Annotated in this window: 10 protein-coding genes; all 10 read left to right on the top strand. The window is 43.5% G+C overall.

Annotated features, from left to right (window positions below; translation table 11 throughout):
• Window positions 1-223 precede the first annotated feature (223 nt).
• The 10 genes from P364_RS0118860 to P364_RS0118815 all read left to right on the top strand — a co-directional run bounded on the left by P364_RS0118860 (window position 224) and on the right by P364_RS0118815 (window position 22,159).
• A complete protein-coding gene (locus P364_RS0118860; RefSeq protein ID WP_024631638.1) occupies window positions 224-1,351 on the top strand; it encodes a glycosyltransferase family 4 protein in 1,128 nt (375 codons plus the stop codon).
• Window positions 1,352-1,514: 163 nt separating this feature from the next.
• Window positions 1,515-5,480, top strand: a complete 3,966-nt coding sequence (locus P364_RS0118855) for an S-layer homology domain-containing protein (protein ID WP_024631637.1) — start codon at window positions 1,515-1,517, stop codon at window positions 5,478-5,480.
• Window positions 5,481-5,684: 204 nt separating this feature from the next.
• On the top strand, window positions 5,685-6,026 hold the full coding sequence (locus P364_RS0118850; RefSeq protein WP_024631636.1) for a hypothetical protein: 342 nt from the start codon (window positions 5,685-5,687) through the stop codon (window positions 6,024-6,026).
• Window positions 6,027-6,616: 590 nt separating this feature from the next.
• Window positions 6,617-9,586, top strand: a complete 2,970-nt coding sequence (locus tag P364_RS0118845; RefSeq protein ID WP_236642450.1) for an S-layer homology domain-containing protein — start codon at window positions 6,617-6,619, stop codon at window positions 9,584-9,586.
• Between the two features lie 151 nt (window positions 9,587-9,737).
• Window positions 9,738-12,338 (top strand): hypothetical protein, encoded by a 2,601-nt coding sequence (locus P364_RS0118840; protein ID WP_152532726.1) that lies wholly within the window; start codon window positions 9,738-9,740, stop codon window positions 12,336-12,338.
• Window positions 12,339-12,475: 137 nt separating this feature from the next.
• Window positions 12,476-13,042: a hypothetical protein gene (locus P364_RS0118835; RefSeq protein WP_024631633.1), complete on the top strand. Its 567-nt coding sequence runs from the start codon at window positions 12,476-12,478 to the stop codon at window positions 13,040-13,042.
• A 136-nt stretch (window positions 13,043-13,178) separates the two neighbouring features.
• A complete protein-coding gene (locus P364_RS0118830) occupies window positions 13,179-13,451 on the top strand; it encodes an alpha/beta-type small acid-soluble spore protein (RefSeq protein WP_024631632.1) in 273 nt (90 codons plus the stop codon).
• Between the two features lie 257 nt (window positions 13,452-13,708).
• A complete protein-coding gene (metK, locus tag P364_RS0118825) occupies window positions 13,709-14,911 on the top strand; it encodes a methionine adenosyltransferase (RefSeq protein ID WP_024631631.1) in 1,203 nt (400 codons plus the stop codon).
• Window positions 14,912-15,110: 199 nt separating this feature from the next.
• Entirely contained in the window at window positions 15,111-18,842 is a 3,732-nt protein-coding gene (locus P364_RS0118820) for an Ig-like domain-containing protein (RefSeq protein WP_161634231.1), read from the top strand.
• A gap of 593 nt (window positions 18,843-19,435) precedes the next feature.
• Window positions 19,436-22,159 (top strand): stalk domain-containing protein, encoded by a 2,724-nt coding sequence (locus P364_RS0118815; RefSeq protein ID WP_024631629.1) that lies wholly within the window; start codon window positions 19,436-19,438, stop codon window positions 22,157-22,159.
• Window positions 22,160-22,176: the final 17 nt, after the last annotated feature.

The raw sequence follows: 22,176 nt of genomic DNA, 5'->3' as shown, positions 1-22,176 counted from the left end.
CAACCTTTCGATCGCTGTTATCCCCAGATTTCTTTTATTACCCTTTTATGAGGGTGAAATCAGGTGATAAAGGCGAACGCTTCGCTTCTACAGGTTTTCCTTGCCCTCTTCGTTATCGTGTAACAAGTTTTCAAAAATGACTAACAAAACATTTTTATATATAAAAGAGATCAGGGGATTTATAATTTCTTACAGGTATTATAATTGGGGGTCGAATGTTCAAATGGTAGCGATCTTTATCATTGGATTTATCGTGTCAATGGGACTGGCTCTTGCCCTGACACCACTTGTCAAAAAGTTCGCAGTCAGAATCGGAGCAATGGATACGCCGAATGCACGTAAAGTGCACACTCGGATTATGCCGCGTCTTGGTGGTTTAGGAATTTTCCTGGCCTTTATCATTACGGTTGCTGCTTTGCTTCCTTTTGTGTCATCATGGTTTACTACAAGAGATATGAGCTTTGTCAGTGCTTTTCTGATTGGTGGCTCGATCATCGTACTGATTGGTGCGTTGGATGATCGTTTTGAACTGTCAGCCAAAGTGAAGCTGCTCGGACAAATTGTTGCTGCTGCTGTAGTCGTATTCGGATTCAATATTCGTGTAGACTTCGTAAATATTCCTTTTCAGGACGCATACTCCTCACTGGAAGCTTGGGTGTCCATTCCGCTGACGATCCTCTGGATTGTTGGTGTGACAAATGCGATTAACCTGATTGATGGTCTGGATGGTCTGGCTGCCGGTGTATCCGGTATTGCCATTGGTACCATTGCTGTGATGTCCTTCCTGATGGGTAATATGATGATTGCCTTGATGTGTCTTGTACTGCTTGGTAGTATTGTTGGATTCTTGTTCTTCAACTTCCACCCGGCCAAGATCTTCATGGGGGATACGGGATCACTATTCCTTGGTTTCTCTCTGGCGATGCTGTCCATGCTCGGATTTAAACAAATTGCTGTCGTGTCCTTCATAACGCCGCTGATCATTATCGGTGTGCCGCTCTCGGATACCTTCTTCGCGATCATTCGTCGTGCGGTACAACGGAAACCGATTTTCTCACCGGATAAAGGTCACTTGCATCACTGCTTGCGTGAACTTGGATTCAGTCACCGTCAGACGGTATTGATCATCTACGGTATTGCCGCATTCTTCGGTGTACTGGCGATTATCCAATCTTCTGCTGCGATGTTCGAAGCCAACTGGGTAACGTTCGTCGTGATCTGTATCATGATGTTCTTCCTCCAGGTGGGAGCAGAAGTCATCGGACTTGTAAGCAAAACCAGAAGGCCGGTTATTAACTTCCTGATGCGAATGCGCGTCAAGATGAACCCGGAAACCCGCTCGAAATCCTAAATAGAACCGCTCGTTTACTGATATTATTGAATATTCTTTCCACCCAAACCTTGTCCTTCGTGGACAAGGTTTTTTGTTTATTTTGCTGTTTTTACTAAATAATTGGAACCTTTCGGCCGATATATAACGGTAACTGACTTAAAAAGAGGAGAGATGATACGTAATGCAACAAAAGAAACGGCCGTTGGCATGGATCATGTTGGTCGCTATGGTGTTCTCATTGTTCCCACAGGGTCTGTTCGGTGGGGCCGTTGCTTCGGCTGCGGACGGTGACGGTACAGGATCTAACGCATATTCAACTTACTTTACGCCAGATATTAAGGTATTAAGGGAAACATCCATTTTGTCTTTGGTTTCAGGACAGACAGGCAAAGAGTTCCTTTCCAGAAGTAACGCATATACCACATCAACATCAACCATTAGTATCTCAGGTTCATATGCATTTGTTTCCAAAGATACGATGAAAGTGAAAGTAGAACAGCTGAATTCCACGACTGAAGGCAATGTGGATAAGTGGGTTCCAGATGAAACGAAATCCATTACAACTGCTGTCACTGCAGATAGCAGTGGTAACAACAAATTCAATGCAAACAACCTTACATTGTTTCCCGGATTCAACAAAATTACCTTCTTAGGAGTACAGGGTTCTGTTGAACGTTCGGATACATTTTATGTTTTATATGACCAAGCTCCATATATAGAGAACTTCAAAATCTCCACGGTTGTTTCTGGAGGAACAGGGAATGCAACCTACGACCTTAACGCAGGTTCTGAGACAGTCGTTAATACGGAACGTGTATCACTTCAGGGTAAGGTGCAGAATGCTACGCAGGTTACCGTTACGGTAAATGGTGGCGATTCTTTTGATTCGGCCATGCTACAAGATGGATCATTTTTCTTGCCGCAGCTTAAGCTTAAAGCAGGAATAAATACGTTGAAGTTTAAAATATCAAGTGCATCAAACTCCATTGAAACAGAGCGGTCGGTGTACTATTTTGATAAAAACCAACCGTTTACCAAGCTCGACTTAACAGTAGGAACAGAAACGCAATCCATATTGAACGACTCAAATCCGAATTTTACAATAGCGGGACAAACAGATGGCCAATTGTCTGGACAAGCATTATTGCCTTATTCAGCAAGTACCACAGACTTTAGTCCAACAAACGGAACGATTACATTATCAAATAGTAATATAGCTCAACCTACAACATTCAATTTTCGAGTAACCAAATCAACAGCAATCGCAGGAGCGGACGGAATTAGTTTGGAATATCGACTGGTGGATTTTGTAGTGGACACACCATTCAAAATGGAGCTGGAAGAGGGCGGGACTGATGTCAAGAAGAATCAGGAATTGAAAGTGAGCCTCACTTATGGTAACTTCAGCACAGGATTTACTGGAGGATACGTGTATTCACCAGGATCTCAAGATATTCTGAATATGTACTACCTCCCGGATTACAAAAGTGGCCCGGTAGAGTCCAAGACCAAACTGGATGGATCAAGAGTGAAAAGCGATACATTCTTCATTTTAGTTGAATCCAGTAAAGATATTAATGCAGCAACTCTTTTTGGTGAATATTTACCTACAGGTGTAAATAAGCTGAAAATTGATGCTGTTCCAACTGTACCCGCAATGGGATTGTCTACAAAACAACAGATTTATCAAATTACGGGATTTGTAAGTGGAGAACAACAAATCCGTTTTTATTTCGGTAAACCGACCGACTTGCCAAAAGTAGTCAAGATTTCTTATTCATCTGTTAGTTCAATCTATGTAGAGAATTTGCAAGATGGACAGACTTATAGTTTTGACTCGAAGAGTACGGAACAGACCATGTCTGTTAAAGGTAAATTTATCGGCTTCAAGACGCTGGGGAATGATTTTAAACCTGAGCTTGTAGTGAATGGTAAGGTGCTTAAAGACACTGAATATACAAAGGTTTCAACAGGCTTCCCGGACATCAATGGTGATTTTTTCATTAAATTAAAAGTACTGAAAGAAGGGCCGATTGTTTACGGTGAGAACACGATTGTGATTCGTGCAATCGATGAGGATGCCAACAAACAGCCTACAACTATAACAACAACGCTTAGAATCAATGTTATTGATACGAATCAATCAACAGTTACAACCTTTATGCCTACTCTGGTTCCTAAGGATTCCAGACAACCCTTTGTTGATAAAGCTCTAACAAGTTATACACAGGACGAACTGAAGAAAATCTTCGCGGTTACGCCTGAATTTGCATTCAAAGAAGATAAATATGTAACAAGTGAAGAAAATTATGATCTTGTAATTAATGGCGGTGGAGCACAAATTGCTAACGTTTATTTTGGCTCCAAATTAGTGTTCACCCATACACAAGCTACTGATCGTGTGCTACAAACGAATAAATTAGGTGAAAATGGGATGCCTACATTTGATTTTGTAGGTAATGAAAATCAGTTCTTCGTAAGAATTCAAAACCTGAAATTTGATGCACCAGGAACGCACGTATATACACTTGAACTTATTAATAGAACAGGTGCCAGAACAACACAGCGCTTAGAGATTGTACGTGAACCATCCTCTTATCGCATTCTTGCTCCCCAGCCAACCGTAGGAGATAAGATTGTTGTAAATAAAAACTTTGTGAGATTCGATATTGAGGCAGAAGGGGCGACACAGGTCTTGATCGATAAGCAGCCTGCCGTTAAACGTACCGATTCTAACAATCGTTTTATACTGGACTACGTAGGTTTGAAACCGGACAAAAATAACGCAATCAAGATTCAAATTACTCGTCCTGGCGGAACAATTAATGACATAGTCAATGTATTCTACACATCTACAATTACAACAGATACGCAATACATGGCGCCGAAAGTGGCCAATAAATACACTGTATTTAATAAGGAACTGCAGCTTTCAATTCCGAAAGGAACGGTTTTGCAATCCACAACTGTAAGAAATATGACCAAGTTCTACCCAGATAACAAGATTTTGTTCGGAATTGCTGATCCAGATAAAGGGATTGTAGAGAGAAAGAATGATTACGGTAACTGGATCGGATCTCCGGATGAAGGTAGTGAAAATGCACAAAGTTTCATAACTGTATCACCTGAGCTTACGGGTTTGTTTAGTTCAACACTCAATACAAGCAATTTTACGCCAATCTCTGATATCTACTGGATTCATGGTGGTATTGGTGAGCTTGGCGATAAAGGAGAGAGTGGCTATAGCGCAGGAACCAATGGTTTGGCTCCTTATAGTCTGGAAGGGAACTTCACGCAATATGCTGCTGAGAGGGTCTTAACCCCTTCACAAAGAGGAAGCTTGACGATCGCTTATGATCCTTCGATTGTAGACGATGTAGGTTCTACGATTACTGTATTCAGATACTCAGACAAAACCAATGTAGGCAAATGGATTCCTATTGGGGGAGTCGTTGATACAAAAGGACACACGATTACAGTACCATTTGATGAATTCGGATACTATAAAGTAATGAAATTGAGCAGAAGTTATCCTGATATTACAAACCACCCATGGGCTCGTAATTTGCTTAATGCGTTGTATTCCAAAGGAATCATGAATCCATTGAGAGCAAGTTCTTTTGGAGCAGATGATCAGACAACTCGTGGAGAGTTCGCAACGTTACTCGTTAGAGGTCTGGATATTCCGTTGAATTATGCCAACCAACAAACGTTTCAGGACGTATCCATCAGTACGAAATCCGATCGTTGGACCTACGAAGCTATTGAGACAGCTGCTCGGGCAGGTATCGTTACGGGGTTGAGTGATGGATATTTCCAACCGGAAATGCCAATTACACGTGAACAGGCAGCCGTTATGATTGCTCGTGCAATGAACTCCAAATTGGCAACGAACGACAGTAAGCTAGCTGCTACGCTTGGAAAGTCATTCCTAGACTCAGGCTCTATTGAATTCTATGCTCGTCCTGCTGTGCTCGCGATAACCAAAGCGAAAATCATGGAAGGAAGCCCGGTCACAGTGCCTGGCGCAACCAAAGCTCAGTATCAGTTCAATCCAAAGGGTAATATGACTCGTGCAGAAGCTGCCAAAATTGCAGTTGAATTACTTAAGAAGAGCACGAAGCTGTTCCCTAAAAACTTGAGCTAATCCTTATAGCAAAAATATTGAACTCTGAAAGACCTGTCCCTTGGACTAAAGGGGCAGGTCTTTTTATGACTGTAAATCAACTGGTAAAGAACACTTTTATAATAGAAGAAAACTGTTTTTTACCAATAACTATTTTTGTAATTTGCTAGAGATTAAGATACAATAGCGGTAAATACACAATGATCTAGAGGGTGAAGTTAGCTAATGAAACCGATTTATTCGAAAGCCCAGCTGGGCTACATGAAGGCAAAGACACAGTTCGAGAAACAAGCAGTCATTCTGGAGAAGAAAATTGAAGATACACGTAAAACACAGGAAGTTTCCCAAGAAGTGATGGAAGGGCTTGTGCAGGCGACTGGCTTCCATGATGCGTATAACAATTTGGTTCTGGCTGAGAATGACTTAATTGAATGGTCTCACACCACGATGAAGCATGAGAAGACATACCGGGAAAATAGACAACCCATTGACGACATGTATCTGAGATTGAACAGCGATCCGAATATGCGTGCTCAAATTATTGATCTTGCGATGAAAATTCGCTAAGTTATAGAACCAGAGTATTACGAAAGGCATTCCATATGGAATGCCTTTTATTTATTTTGTAATTAGAAGAATTTGTCGCTTCATGCAGCGCGTTATCGGGTATAAATAAACGTCCCCATCAATCCAGACACAAGATAATTTCCTTCAGACTGCTCCATCATTGGTGGTTTACAGGTTTTGAACCTCGCATTTACCCGCACTGTATCAATACATAAATAAGTTCAAAACTTTTTTTGCTGAATCCGCAACTTTTTGAAATCTGCTGCGTTTAAGATGTAGAGTCAAAAACATTGGGGAACTTACCAAGAATGACCTCGTGAAGAATCTTGTCTATTTATTAGAAAAAATTGCTTTACGGCACGGAGGACCCATTGTATAATACGTAAGGTAGGATTAGGAAACTACTCTATTTTCGTATGGATCTATCATTATTCTCGTTTACAAGTTTCTGTGATATGCTCACAGACATCATTTATATTAACTTGCTCATGACTCTGGAAAGGGGGTGCGACAATAGAATGAGGAACACGAGCGACCCTATTAAAGAAAATTCCAATGTTATGAACGCCCAAGGAGGAGAAAAAAAGGTTATGAAGAAAATTTTATCCGTAGCTCTGTCTACAGCAATGGCATTCTCAATGTTTGCATCTGTAGCATTCGGTGATACAGCGGTTTCGCCACAACAACAGTTTGATGCATTGAAAGCAAAAGGTGTTTTCACTGGTTACCCAGATGGAACAGCTGGTTTGGATAAAGAGATGACTCGCGCTGAGTTCGCAAAAGTTATCACTAAATTGCTTGGCCTGAAAGAAATCACTGGTGTATATTCTTACAACGATAAAAACTACAATGCTAAAAACTGGGCTGCTCCTTACATCGAAGCAGTAACAGCTGCAGGCATCATGGAAGGTAAAAACGTTGAGAAGAAAATCTTCGACTTCAACGGTAAAGTAACTATCGAAGAAATGGCGAAAGTTCTGACAATCGCTTTGGACCTCGAAGTTCCAACTGAAACTAACAACACAGCAACAGCTTGGGCTAAAGGTTATGTTCAAGCAGCAATCAACGCTGGTCTGCTTGACACTAGCTTGAACTTCCAATCTAACGCTTCCCGTCAATTGCTTGTAGGCGCTGCTTACGCAATTGATCAAGCTCAAAGCATTAAAGTTGAGTCTTACAAAGTATCCGAAGCTGGTAAAGTAGTTGAATTTAAAATCAGTGATGGTGAAACTGTAAAAGTTACTTTGGATAAAGCTCTTGAAGCTAACAAAGAAACTGAAGTGAAATTTACTTACAAAGATAAAACTTTCACTGAAAAAGTTACTTATGTTGTAACTGCAGCTCAAAAAGTTGTTAGTGCAACTGCTAACAACCTGAAGCAAGTTGTTGTAACATTTGATGGTGATGTTGATGCTGATAGTGCTGAGCTTGAGTCCAACTACACTATTGATGGTTTCAAATTTAAATCTGCTACATTGTCTTCCGACAAGAAAACAGTAACTTTGTTGCTGCCAGCAGAGCAAACTTTGACTTCCCAAAAAGCTTACAAACTGAATGTAAGCAATGTTAAAAACTCTGACAAGTCCAAAGTGTTCAAAGAGACAGTACAAGTGACTCCAGTTGACACTACTTTGCCAGAAGTTTCAGAAGTTAAAGGTCTCGGAACTAAAGCGTTCAAAGTAGTATTCTCTGAGCCAGTTAAAGCTTCTTCTGTAAACACAACTTCTAACTTCCGCATCGACGGTAAAGCAATCTCTGGATATGTTAACTTCACTTATCCAAGTGTTGCAGTTATCACAACTGACCTGAGCGTTGGTAAACACACATTGACAGTAAATGGTGTTGAAGACTATGCAGGTTACAAACTTCTGCAAAAAGAAGTTGAGTTCGAAGTAGTTGAAGACACTACAGCTCCAGAAGTTGTTAGTGCAAAAGCTACAAACCTGAACAAAGTAGAAATCGAATTTAACGAGTCTGTTAAATCCGTAAGCAAAGCTTACCACACGTCTTCTGGTAAAACAGGAACTGTTACTGTTGAAGATAACAAAGTAACTGTAAACTTCGAAAACGACAACAAGCTGAGCTTGGGTGAAAACACAATCACTTTGGAAGGTGTAACAGACTACAGCAACAACTCTGCTACACGTACTACTAAAGTGACTCCAGTTATCGATACTACTCGTCCAGAAGTAGCTTCTGTAACTGCTGAAGTTTACAACAACAACCATGTAATCACTGTTGAATTCAGCAAAGCTGTTGAATCTACTGATGTATTGAAAACAGCTAACGCTAACTTCACTTTGAAAAACGAAAAAGGCGAATTGGTTACTACTAGAGGCTTCACAGCAGCTGGTCACCCAGTTAACACTCCTAAATTCGTAGATGGTACTGGTAACAAACGTGTACAAATCACTACAATTGGTGAATTGGCACAAGGTAAATACACTTTGGAAATCTCCGGTATCCGTGATATCGCAGCAATTCCAAACACAATGTTGCCATACTCTACTACTGTAGATGTAAGTGATATTGCTAAACCAAAAGTTAACGATGCTTGGTACGTTCAAGAGAGCACTGGTAACGGATCTTTGAAAGATCTCGATATCTACGTTACATTCAGCAAAGAAATGGCTGTAAGTGGTAACGGTAGTGCGATCGATCCAAACAAATATAGCTACCAAATCAGCGGTGGAACTTTGTTGCCACTTCCTAACAACACTGAGGTAACTCAAGTGAACGCACAACAAGTTCGCATTTCCTTGCCTGCTAAAGAAAATGGATACTTGGCTGCTGGTCAAACTTTGAACCTGCGTATTGCTAACGTTGCTGATACCAAAGACAACTACATCGCTGGTAACGTAATTGATTCTCTGCCTGTTGTAGCTAAAGCTGAAAGAACAATCGGTGTTGAGTCTGCTAAAGCTGTAGCTGACAACAAGATTGATGTTCAATTCAATGGATACCTGTCTTCTGTAAGTGCTAGTGATTTCGCGATCACTACAACTAGCGCAACTTACGGTTTGAAATTGAGCAGTGTTGAGACTAAAGATGGTAACACTTTGGCTCACTTCGAAATTTCTTCCAATGATAAGTTGGCTGCTGTTCCTACAAATGCAAACTTCACTTCCGTTGCAGCTGCGAACATTCAATCTGTTAGCCCTAACGGAATTAAAGTTGCAGGTAGTCTGAGCAAAGGTTTGACTGATGGTATTGCGCCTAAATTGGCAGAAAACAACAACTTCAGCGTAGTTGAAGGTGCTGTTGTAAATGGTAAAAAACAATACGTTGCTACATTGACATTCAACGAAGACCTGAATGTTGCTAACAACACTACTGGCTTCTTGGCTCGTATTGGCGGATCCGAAGCAACAGTTACTAAGGTTGAAGCTGGTAACACTAATCAAGTGGTAGTTACATTTGAAGCTGCTTCTACTACACAATTGGCTGGTTCTTATGTAGAATTGTACCTCAACTCTACAAATGCAACTAACAAATTTGTAACTGATAAATCCGGTAACGCTGCAGATCCTTCCAACGTTTCCGTACAAAAACAGTACTAATTTATAAGTTTTTAGAGAAGACCCTTAGAGAAATCTAAGGGTCTTTTTTATTGTTGTAGTATATTTGATAATTCACAACAACATCGTAACTTTCTCGCCTTCCCAAACGTTTATACTATATAGCAAGAAGCAACATATGGGAGGTTTGGAAGTGAATCAAAAGAAAATGGTTGTGAGCTTGCTCGCAAGTGCGATGCTGGTCAGTTCAACCGCTGGCATTGCAATGGCAGCGAGCACAACAAATAAAACGTCTGTCACCAGTTCTAATAGCAATGAATCAAAGAAAACAAAAACATCAACGAACAAAGTCGTACATACACTGAGTAACTTGTCTCCTGTCAAATTAACCGCACATAGCTCCGTGAGATTAACGGATGTGAACATCTTATCTCAGGATGATGGAAACATTGTTACGTATACGCTATCATACAATAACAATGACAGTACCCCGATGATGATGCTGGATTACTGGAGCAAGGTGAAGACTAAGGGTGGAACGCTATTCTCGCCCAAACTGATTGCGAAAGATCAGGAGAAGAAAACAGTCTCACCTGGATCAACTGTAGATCTGACTTATGTCATGAAGGTTGGTCGCGAAGTGAAGCAGAGTGATCTAAACTTCCTCATCGTGAAGTGGGATTTCAGTCAATCTAACTATGAACGTACGCTGGGTAAGTTTAATGTACCCGCATCCTATAGTATTACTACACCCGTAGGCAAACCGAAGACGGTTCGTCTAAGTGATTCTGCCGTGAAGGTGAAAGTGTCTGGTATTAAAGTGTTCCCAGGTGAAGATAAGAATCAATATGTCAAAATTGGTGTAAATTTAAACAATATTAGTTACAAATTACTCGAAAATCCGAATATCAAATGGATTTTGCGTACACCAAGTGGTACGAACTATCCGTTGACGCCAGACAAAGATAGTACAAGTGTCAGTATACAGGCGCAGGCCAATAAGGCTCTGAGTCTGATGGGATCTCTACCCACTTCGGTAAAGCTACAAAAGTCTGAACTATTGCTGGTGGAAGAGCAGGGTGAAGAGAAGACGGTCTTACCTGTTGCTGCGTTGCAGCTGCCTGAGGCAAGCAAAGCAACGAACGTAGAGGTGGCTGCGAATCAACCGAATATCATATCTGTTGAGGGACAACGATTATCCACATTGCTTGAGTCAGCAAAGGTTCGTATTGATGACGGTGAATATGATCTGAATATGCAATTTGTACTTAAGAACGAAGGTAAGAAAGTCGTTAAAGTACCAACCTATACATTTGAAGCACGAACTGCTGACGGAACAGTTTATCCGATTGAAACCAAAGCATTGGACGCATTAAAGCTAAATCCGGGAGATATTAAAACGATTAAACTCAATGCGACCTTACAAGGTGATGGGGATACAAGCAAAATTAAGCTGTACGCGATGAGTCCTGTGGATAAGACTGAAAGCACGGATACGACGACTCCAACGAGTACAAGTAGCTTTGTTTTCTCCTATCCTGTAGGCGTATATGCGATTCCGCAATCTGTATCCACTGGAGACGGTTTGACAACTGAGACGGTTATTAAGAATAGTAAAGGAACATTTGGTGTTTCGTTGGGATCGTTGCAGCGTTTACCATGGATAGATAGTGACATTGTAGCTGCGAAAGTAACCATTCGTAATGCTGGCAGCAAAACGGTGCAGCTTCCAGAGCTCGAAGCGATGTTCACCATTGACTCGGCTCAAATCGATGGAGACAAGAAGTTAATCTATACACAAAGCGGAAAACTGCTTGGAGCCGGTATGACGACAGAGGCTTATCTTTTGACCAAAATTCCTTCTGAGCTTCGTATGGGCCGTCTGGAAGTAAGTTTAATCGAAAAGGTTAGTGAAGAAGAAACAAATGAGTGGATCACGTTAAATACATCGGGATTGATTCAACCTGTATCCTACGTAGGAACAGGCAAGACATATACAATGGGTGCTGCGGATAAAGAGACTGAAATGGGTGTGCGCAGAACGATCCGTTACCCAGGAACATCATCGGATATCGTATATACCGAATTTGAAATGACAAACAAATCGTTGCGTCAAAGTGGGCTTGGCAAACTGGTGGGTTACTTCAAAACATCTGATGGTCAATATTACAAAGCAACAGCAAAACAATCTGAGCGTTCACCTGGGCCAGGCCAGAAATCAATTGTTACATTCTGGGCTAAGGTTCCAAAGTCAGTCACATTCTCGGATATGCGCTTGGTTGTGGGTGAAGGCATTGCAGATAGCAAGTTTGTCACTGGCGAAGGGGAAGCCACAGCCTATGTGAATGCTCTAGCATTCGAAGTGCCACCAACTTCCATCAGTGTTCAAGGGACGCTGAACAATATTGATCTCTATCCATATATGCTCTCTGCTAGTAGTGTACGTGCATATCTGGCGGGCAGCTCGTCTATGCAGGTAGAGATGAATTATAGTCTGTCTCGTAATGAAGAGATTGAGATGGGTGAGAATGAGCATAAATTAATCCTTGCGCTGACCGATCAAGCAGGTAAAACATATGAGAAAGAGTTAGTCTTGGGAACCGATCTGAAAGCGGGAACGAATCAAACACTCATTTGGAGTGTAGAAGACAGCTTCTTCGAGAAACTGCGTGGAGGCTCGTATCGTTTGGCGGTATATGACCAGTTCCAGGGACAGCGTATTCGTCTTGCAGAACAAGGCTATGGATACGATCTGACCAAGCTTCCAAAGGAAGAACCTGTAGATTCGAGATAAACGAAATTTTCTACGATTAGTGATTTATCCACAAAACCTCGTTTCCACCCTAACGGAAACGAGGTTTTGCTTGTCGCATCTCTACTTTTTCTCTATAGTTAAAGTTAATAGATTACCAGAGGAGGAAAATAAATCACATGAAACCTTATATGAAAGTATCCCTGGCTGCACTGGCGATTGGTGTTGGCGTGTGGGTTGGGTCTGTATACAGCAATACGGCAATAGGTGCAGGTACAAGCCAACCAGGAACAGCAGATGATCCGGTAGTGACGAAGAGTTATGTGGATCAGCAAATTCAAAAGGCTCTAGGTGGTGGCACGAACACAGGGTCTGGAAATACATCAGGTAGTAACAGCGGATCTACGGGAACTGGAAACTCGGGTAGTACAGGTGGAGATACAACGCTTCCTCCATTGGTCTCAGGAGCTTCTGATGCTGTTGAGATTGTAACTGTAAAGCCGGGTCAACAGCTGATCGGTGCATCTGGCGCGGAGTTCATTGTGCGCAGCGGTAAAGCTGTGATCGTCAGTGAAGGTACGAATGGTGTAGCTGATCTGACGGACGGGATTGACCTGACGAATGGGCAGGCGGCGCCGACCAATCACTTGCTCTCTTTTCCAAGAGATGGACGGGGTATAACAGTATTGGATGGCAACAAGTACAGTCTGACTGTCATGGTACGCGGTGGATATTCTCTGAAATAGGATGAGCACTTGTCAGACTTTTTATTCATTTCATTTGTCCAGATTAACCAGTTCTAACAAACATTAATACGGCTAGCCAGAACTGTTCCTGCTCACTCTATAATTGTACAAAAACAATAATCGGAGGTGCAGGAATATGGCTAGAAGCAACCGCAGAGTGGTACCGGAAAGTCGTCAGATGTTGGATCAGATGAAGTATGAAATTGCTGCTGAGTTTGGTCTGAATGTGGGATATGGAGGTAGAAGTCTTGCTGGTGCAGATACCGAATTTGGTTCTGAACTAGGTGAGGTGAGTGATCACTCCTATGGCCAGTATAAAGGCTGGGGCCATCTGACTTCCCGTGAAAATGGGTCGGTCGGTGGAGAGATTACGAAAAGGCTGATTCGCCAGGCAGAGCAGCACTTATAGGGTGTTTTCCTTATCCCCATTTGTTTGACACGTCTTGACAAATACGTTAAGATGGCAGTTGAGGTACGCAGCCTTTTCCACTAGGGAAAGGTTGATTTTTTGTTGAGGCCATTACCTGAAAAATCCTTATCTTCGTAACTGCGGACCCTGCGTCCTTATTCCGCCCGGAAAGCTTTCGAGGGTACAGTGAACGAATCAACGTAAATGTTTTGTTCGGGCAATCGCCATACTACTGGTTATGGGAGGTTGAAACTTCAATGTCTATTAAAGGCCGACATCTATTCACATCGGAGTCTGTAACTGAAGGACATCCGGATAAAATTTGCGATCAGATTTCGGACGCCGTGTTGGACGCGTTCCTGGCAAATGATCCAAACGCTCGTGTAGCGTGCGAAGTTTCCGTGGCTACAGGCCTTGTGCTTGTCATCGGTGAAATCAGTTCAGCGTCTGAATACGTGGACATACCGTCCATCGTTCGTAATACGATTAAGGAAATTGGGTACACTCGTGCCAAGTTCGGTTTTGACTTCAATACTTGTGCAGTTCTGACTTCTCTTAACGAGCAGTCTGCTGACATTGCACAAGGTGTTAACGCAGCTCTGGAGAACCGTGACCCGGAACAAATGGCTCGCGAGACAGAGAACATTGGTGCTGGAGACCAAGGTCTAATGTTTGGTTTTGCAACCAACGAAACACCTGAACTCATGCCTTTGCCAATTGCATTATCCCACCGTATCGCTCGCCGCTTGGCTGAAGTGCGTAAAAACGGTACATTGGAATATCTTCGTCCGGATGGTAAAACTCAAGTAACGATTGAATACGACGGTGACAAACCGGTACGTGTTGATACAATCGTCGTGTCTACTCAGCATGCTGAAGAGACTACATTAGAGCAGATCCAAAAAGACATCAAAGAACATGTAATCCTGCCTGTCGTTCCAGCTGAATTGCTGGATGAGCAGACTAAATATTTCATCAACCCAACAGGGCGTTTCGTTATTGGCGGACCTCAAGGAGATGCGGGCTTGACTGGACGTAAAATCATCGTAGATACCTACGGCGGTTATGCACGTCACGGCGGTGGCGCGTTCTCCGGTAAAGATCCAACAAAAGTAGACCGTTCCGCAGCTTATGCAGCTCGTTATGTAGCGAAAAACCTTATTGCTGCAGGTCTTGCTGACAAAGTGGAAATCCAGCTCGCTTACGCGATTGGTGTGGCCAACCCGGTATCGATCAACGTAGATACATACGGAACAGGCAAAGTCAGCGAAGAGAAATTGGTTGAGCTTGTGCGTAACAACTTCGATCTTCGTCCGGCTGGTATTATCCGTATGCTGGATCTGCGTCGTCCAATTTACAAACAAACGGCTGCTTACGGTCACTTCGGCCGTACAGATCTGGATGTACCTTGGGAACAAGTGGACAAAGCTGACGTTTTGAAAGAGCAAGCAGGTCTGTAATTTAACGATTCGTTCTTTAAATGAAGCCCTTGATTCCGATATGGAATCAGGGTTTTTTTTATGCAAGCATTAAGAACTTTGGAGAAACACAATGGATTCCTTTTATTTCCTTTTAACTAAAGAAAATTGGGATTGTAACCGACATACATAATGAGGTATGTACATCAGACAGTTAAAACAGGATGAGGAGGAAGGAACGGTGAGTTTAAAAAGAACGGCTCGCAGGGGGATCATCGGACTGTTAATCATGCTAATGTCTATTCAAGGTTGGCAAGGTATCCCGTTTATGAACAAAAATACGGTGTATGCCGCCGATGAATTTAACGACACATTGATTGAAGCTACAATTCCTGCTGTGGGAGCAACGGAGGTTGATGGTGCTGCGCCGCTGGTTATTCGGTTCAAGGAAGCGGTTAAGAAGTCTGAGAACGCTGTGGGAAATGTAGTAATCAGACGTTTTCAGGATAATACCCAAGTGGCTACAATTAGAATGGATAGTTCGGATGTGAAGATTAAGGGAACTCTAGCAGATCCGGATGCACCTGAGAGTGTTGAAGGGGTAGGGAAAGAAGTAAGTATTGCTCATCCACTGCTACATGGAGGAACATACTATGTACAATTCGATTCAGGTTCCTTGGTAGCTGCTGATGGAGGAACTGCGGTGAACGGTCCGACAACACAACAATGGAAGTTTAGTACAAGGGGAATAGGAACAGCTAAAGTAATCTCATATTTCCCGAATCTAGGAGCAGTATCTGTTCCGACTACGTCCAACATACAATTGACCTATAGTGACAGTATTTCAGCTGGTGCAGGCAAAATTCAGATTTTACAGGGAAGTACTATTATTGAAGAACTGGATATAGCTGCAGGTGCACCGCGAATTGTGATAAATGGTAGAACGCTCACCATCGATCCAACGAACAACTTTTTGAATAACACTACATACTCCGTTGTGATACCTGAAGGGGTATTAAGGGACAGCGTTGGTAATGATGTAAAAGGGATTAGTCGAGGAGAATGGAACTTCACTGCGTTTTCTTCTGATCCATCTGCATTAACCGTATCCTCGTTATCTCCGACTAATGGAGCAAGCAATGTTTCTTTAACGAATGAACTTACAGTGACATTCAGCAAAGAGTTGAGCTCAGCTTACATTACTGGAGCGGTTATATTAAAAAATGAAAATGGTGTTGCAATACCCGCAACAGTATTACTCAACAGCACTAACAACCGACAATTACGGATTATTCCGTTAAATGGTCTAACAAGCAATACCACCTACACTGTGGATATATTAGGAGGCTTTCTGCGGGATAACGCAGGAAACCTGTTTACAGGGTTGAATGGGGCAAACTCATGGACATTCAGGACTTTGGGTTCGGATACTACCGCACCAGTTTTAAAGACCGCAAAAATGTACAGTAATAGCATTATTCGTTTGACATATGACGAGTTGCTCTCAAGTATTGATCCGTTTGCTTCCAGCTTCACGGTCACGGTTAACGGAGAGAACCGGAATGTGAGTACTTCCTATGTCTCAGGAGATAGTGTCTATGTTGTACTGGACACGGGTGTAGCGGTAGGACAGGTAGTTAGAATTGCGTACGCCCCGGGGACAGGAACTCGTAAAATTCAAGATTTGTCTTTTAACGCTGCAGCAGCATTCTCTGCCAGAGATGTAGAGAATAATCTGGATTCCATCATGTCCAAACCACGTGAAGGTACAGCTTATAATAGTACGATTAGCTTGTATTACCCAGAGACGGTCTATATCAATTCAAGTGATGCTGTAAGACAGTTTAGTGTTACGGCTGACGGCACAACGGTGGGAATTAACAGCATTTCTACCAACAACAGTTCTCTGGTGACACTCAGCCTCAGTCGTTCCATGCAAAATGGGGAAGTGGTTAGAGTATCGTATGAACCAGGCTCATGGCCTGTAAAAGACACTCGTGGACAAGCGCTTGCCGGCTTTAGTGGATTCTACGTTCGCAATAGTCTTGATACGAAAGCGCCCGAATTTAAAAACGCAGAAGTAAGCGGATCAACATTATGGATTCGTTACAATGAACCGCTGAGCAGGACGAACAAGCCCCTAAAGAGTCAATACTCCGTATTGGTAGATGGGAAGGCAGTGTTTGTAAATGATACAGAGATTGAGGATGACTTGGTTACCTTGACATTGGCGAGTGCCGTTTCCAGTACCCAGAACGTTAGTTTGTCCTACGTGCCTGGGACGTTGAGATTAACCGACTTGAATGGCAACCCGGCTGGTTACATTAATTTGGCGCCAGTGACCTATACCTATGGAAACGGAAAAATTCTTTCGGCTGTCCTTCAAGGAGATACCGTGTCCATTAACTTTAAGGACCCACTTCAAGCTCAGACGGCACTTACCGCGTCGCAGTTCAATGTACAGCTTGGTGGTTCCGCGGTAAGTGTACTTTCAGCTGCAAGTTCCGGTTCCGTAGTAACTCTGAAGCTTTCAAGTTCAGCTACCTCGGGACAGACGGGAACCGTTAGTTACGTTCCGGGAGCCGTTCCACTAAGAGATGCATTAAATAACACAATTGTAGCTTTCGGGCCACTTAACTTACAGGTTAATGGCAGTTCCACAGGCAGTCAGACGAATGGGCGTCCTTCCTGGTTGACAGAATTAGATGCATCGAGTTATGGTCAGGCTGTTCTTGTCATGAGTAACGATACGGCTACCAATGTGTCAGCAATGACTCGCAACAATCTCTCAACTCGCCAATTTAACGTAGATGCTGCCAAATTGCTACAGGCCTTTGAGTATGCAGCGACGGTTGGAAAAACGGCACAGCCTGTTGTATTTGAGATGAATGCTGATGAATCTTCGGCATATGTTGGCTTCCCACTAAGCGCATTGGCTCAGTTGGCATCGAGCAATCGCATGGGTTCAATCGGAATCAAATATGGTGATCGCCTATGGACACTTCCCCTGTCTGGTTTGGATGTGTCCTCCATGATTCAAGACGTGGGGGGATCAACGAGTGTAGGTTCTTCCTATCTTTACGTGCAGATCGAGACAGTACCGGTATCCGGATCAGGTACATTGGATGGCTTGTTACTAGCTGCAGGCGCACAGAAGTTAGGCAATAATACGAATATTTACTTGTCTGCATTTAACGGAAATAACAACCTACGTGTGGAGCAGAACATTAAAAGCCTGCTCGCTATACAATTGCCCCTGAAAACACCAACGACAACTTCAGGGCTAACCTATATGGATTCAGGTACATTTATCCTATCTAACGTGCCTAGTTCGTTTAAAACCACGATCAATGGTGTGGTTATTCAAGGACAGTTGAATGGCAATCAAACGGTTGTTCCTGTTACTCATATCGTAAACTACCAAGATACATCATCCCATTGGGCTAGTGCAGTCATTAAAGAGCTTTCTGCCAAATGGATTATTGGAACGCCGAACGGTTCTTTCTATGGACCGAATCAGAATATTACACGCGCAGAATTTGCTGAATTAGTGGCTCGAGGTTTGGGGCTGCCAGGGAACCAAACAGCAGCAGGCCGTTTCCGTGATGTTCTGGGCGGTGGCACAACGAGTGCTTATATCGGTGCAGCTGCTGAAGCGGGAATCATTACGGGGAATACGGATGGTACCTTCAAGCCAGACCGTCCAATTACCCGTGAACAGATGTCCATTATGATGGTTCGGGCCATGAATTATGGAGGGAAAACAGTTTCACTCCAATCTTCAGCGGCCTCCACATTATCGAAGTTCAAGGATAGCAACAAAATCCAATCCAAGGATTCTGTCGCCAAAGCAGTGCAAGAAGGAATCATTCAAGGTATGACGTCAAAAACGTTTGTCCCTCAAGGTAATGCTACTCGTGCACAAGCAGCAGTGATGTTGAAGCGTGTTTTGGATAAATTAGGATACTTGTAAAACGAAATGATATTGCAATAGTGTAATCCAAGAATAGTCACGATAACGAACGTAACATACTGGACCATTTCAAGAAGTTTATTTCTTGAGATGGTCCTTTTTTATATTTAATACTAGATATTTCTGGTCTTGGTCTAGATCACAGAACACCTGAAGAAGCGTTGTAATGGCAGAGTCAGCAGAAGACAGCCAGAAGCATACCCGTTTACGAGAAAAATAGAATAACAATTATTGGTGAATTTCTCCTTTCAAAACTGTCACCGTAAATATTAGCTCAACATTCCTAGATGTAGACACTAACGTTAATTTGGTTACAACTATTGTTTCAACAGCCAGATCTACTCCAAATAGACTTCGATTGTGCTAACTCAAGCATAACTGAAGTCTATTTTTATGACTGTAAAAACGTATAACATAATCATAAGATGTCGTATAACCCAATAAATACCTGAATTCAGGCTCGGGGCGTAACTTTTTCCACAAAAAGTAGTCTATTAATAGAAGAGTATACTAGAAATCTCGCTATCTGCTGCCACGTGGTAGAGATCGTGATATCTAAGATTGATATACAAGATGGGAGAGACGTTTCAAACATGCTGGGGAAACAAGGGGAACGGCTGAACGACGTTAAGGGTAGCAAGGCGAAGAAATGGGCGATTGTGACGCTGGCAGGCGTGATCTGGATTGCACCGGTTCTGGGAGCGGGACAACAGGTCTGGTCGGGAAGTTCATGGCAGTCAGTAGCCGCTGCGGCATCTACAACGACAAGCAAACTGAGTGAAGAAATTTTGACTTCGGGTGCGAAGTTAATGAAATATAACTATACAACGACACGTTCCGGCTCGAAGGTGAACGTACTGGCAGACGTCATTCAAGTGGATTTACAAAATCCCTATGTGAAGCTGGATGTCATGACAGGCAAGGGCGGGAATCTGAACAGTAAACAAAGCACGGGTGGTATGGCTAAGGAAAACGGAGCAGTAGCCGCCGTGAACGGCGACTATTTCAATGTATCCGGTGAGCTTGCTCCTATCGGTGGACAGGTCTCTGACGGGGTCCTCGTGTCTACACCATCCGAATTGTCAGGCATGTATGCCCTCACCGTAACCAAGGACGGCAAGCCGATGATTGATGAATATTCATTTGATGGCACGGTGAAGGCAGACGATGGTTCAACGTTTGCTTTGCGTGGGATAAATAAGGAGGATTACACGGTCGAATCGGGCTCGGTGAAGTACAGCCATGCCAATTCGATGTATATTTATACACCGGCTTGGACGTCCACGAAGCGGCCTAATGATCCTTCTACCACACCAACTGAGGTACTTGTGCAGAACGGTGTAATTACCCAGATTTCCGATAAAAAGGCGTTAGACATGACGGTGCCGGAAGATGGGTATATTTTGCGTGCGCATGGAACGGCAGCGACATGGATTATGACTCACCTGGCGGTCGGGCAGACGCTGAATGCGGATTACAAACTGAAAGCCAAAACAACTGGAGAATCCGTTGATCCGAGCAACCTGCAGATGATGATTGGTGGTCATACCATTCTGGTGAATGGTGGCAAGGCGGCTACGTTTTCCCGCGATATTGTAGCTTCCGGGATCGGTGGTGTTCGTGCCAGAACGGCAGTAGGGTATTCTCAGGATGGTCGATATGTCTACATTATTGCAGCGGAGAAAAACAGTAATAGCAGCGGCATGTCGCTGACTGAACTGCAATCCTTCATGACCAGCATTGGTGTATGGAAAGGCATGAATCTGGACGGAGGCGGCTCCACAACGATGGTAACTCGTCCGCTCGGCGAGGAGGCAGCAGGACTTACGTTCAATACGGAGTACGGTACAGAGCAGCGTCAGGTCGTAAACACGCTGGGCGTGTTCTCTACGGCGCCGGAAGGCAAGCTGAAGGGCTTTGCCGTGAGTGGCAGCCAAACGTTGCTGGTAGGGCAAGAGGGCAAGTATACAGCCAAAGGATACGACACCTACTATAACCCGATTGCGACAGGCGATATCAAGATGACGTGGAAATCGAGCAACAACGGCATCGTGAGCGTGACCAATGGAACGATCAAAGGCGTGAAGCCGGGTACGGCGACGCTGACTGCAACAAGCAATGGGGCTTCATCTTCTATTAAAGTTACCGTGCTGGGTGGTAGTGAACTGGCTTCACTGACAGCAGGATCTGGCTTGGGATCGCTCCAAGCGGGCACAACGATCTCCATTCCGGTGACGGCGAAGACCAAAGACGGACAAAGTGTAACGGTTCCGGCGGACTCGCTGACATGGGAATTTATTGGATTCAAAGGTAAAGTGGCTGCAGACCAATTAACCGTATCCTCCGTGAATTCCGGTGCTCAAGTTGGTTATGCAATTGGTCGTTATGACGGCTACAGCACGGTGGTTGTGCTCTCCGCTGCGGCAAGTGAAACGATATGGGAGAATTTCGAAAATGTAAGCTACCCGGTCAACTTCACCACCAACGCAGCAGGTGTAACCGGATCGGCTTCCGTGACAGCTGGAACAGGTGAAAAAGCGGGCTCCAAGGTGCTGCAGCTGAGCTATGACATGACCGCGGGAATAGGTAAAATGTATGCTTATGCCCAACTGAACGGTTCCACTGGCAAAGAGGTATCTGCAACAGCAACATCCATGTCGATGGATGTTATGGGAGATAAGAGCTTGAACTGGCTGCGTGCTGAATTTACTGATGCCAGTGGCAAAACAGTTTATGCCGACCTCGCTAAAGCGATTGATTGGGACGGTTGGAAAAAGCTGAACGTGGACCTGAATGGGCTGAACATTGCTTATCCGGCGAAGCTGAAACGGGTTTATGTGGTGAATGTGGAAGAAGGTCAGGATGAGCGTGCGAAGACAGGCACGGTTGCTTTTGACAACATTGCTTTCACCATGCCATCCAAATCCAGTGAAGTAGGGTTGCCTTCAGGGACTGCTTCGCTGGTGCTTGGACAGAAATCCATGACGGTGAACGGAACGAAAAAGGCAATCGACGCCGCACCTGTACTGAAAAATGGAACAACTTATGTTCCAATCAAGCATGTATTGGATGCTTTTGGCGGACAGGCGAGTTGGGACAGCAAAAATCAACGGATTACTGTTGTGCGTGGCGGCAAGCTGATTGATCTGGTTGTAGGTCAGAAAGAATTCATTATAAATGGCAAAAGACAAAGTGCAACAGTCGCACCTTACGTATCTGGTGGTAGGACTTTAGTCCCTCTCAGACTCGTTTCGGAGCAGCTTGGACTGACTGTAAAATGGGAACAGAACACGAAGACCGTTACCATCTCATCGTGATATGGTATGATATATAC

Source organism: Paenibacillus sp. MAEPY2, from assembly GCF_000499205.1.
Classification (GTDB): Bacteria; Bacillota; Bacilli; order Paenibacillales; family Paenibacillaceae; genus Paenibacillus; species Paenibacillus vandeheii.
Note: the sequence above shows the minus strand (reverse complement) of the source record. Positions and strands in the feature narration are given on the sequence as shown.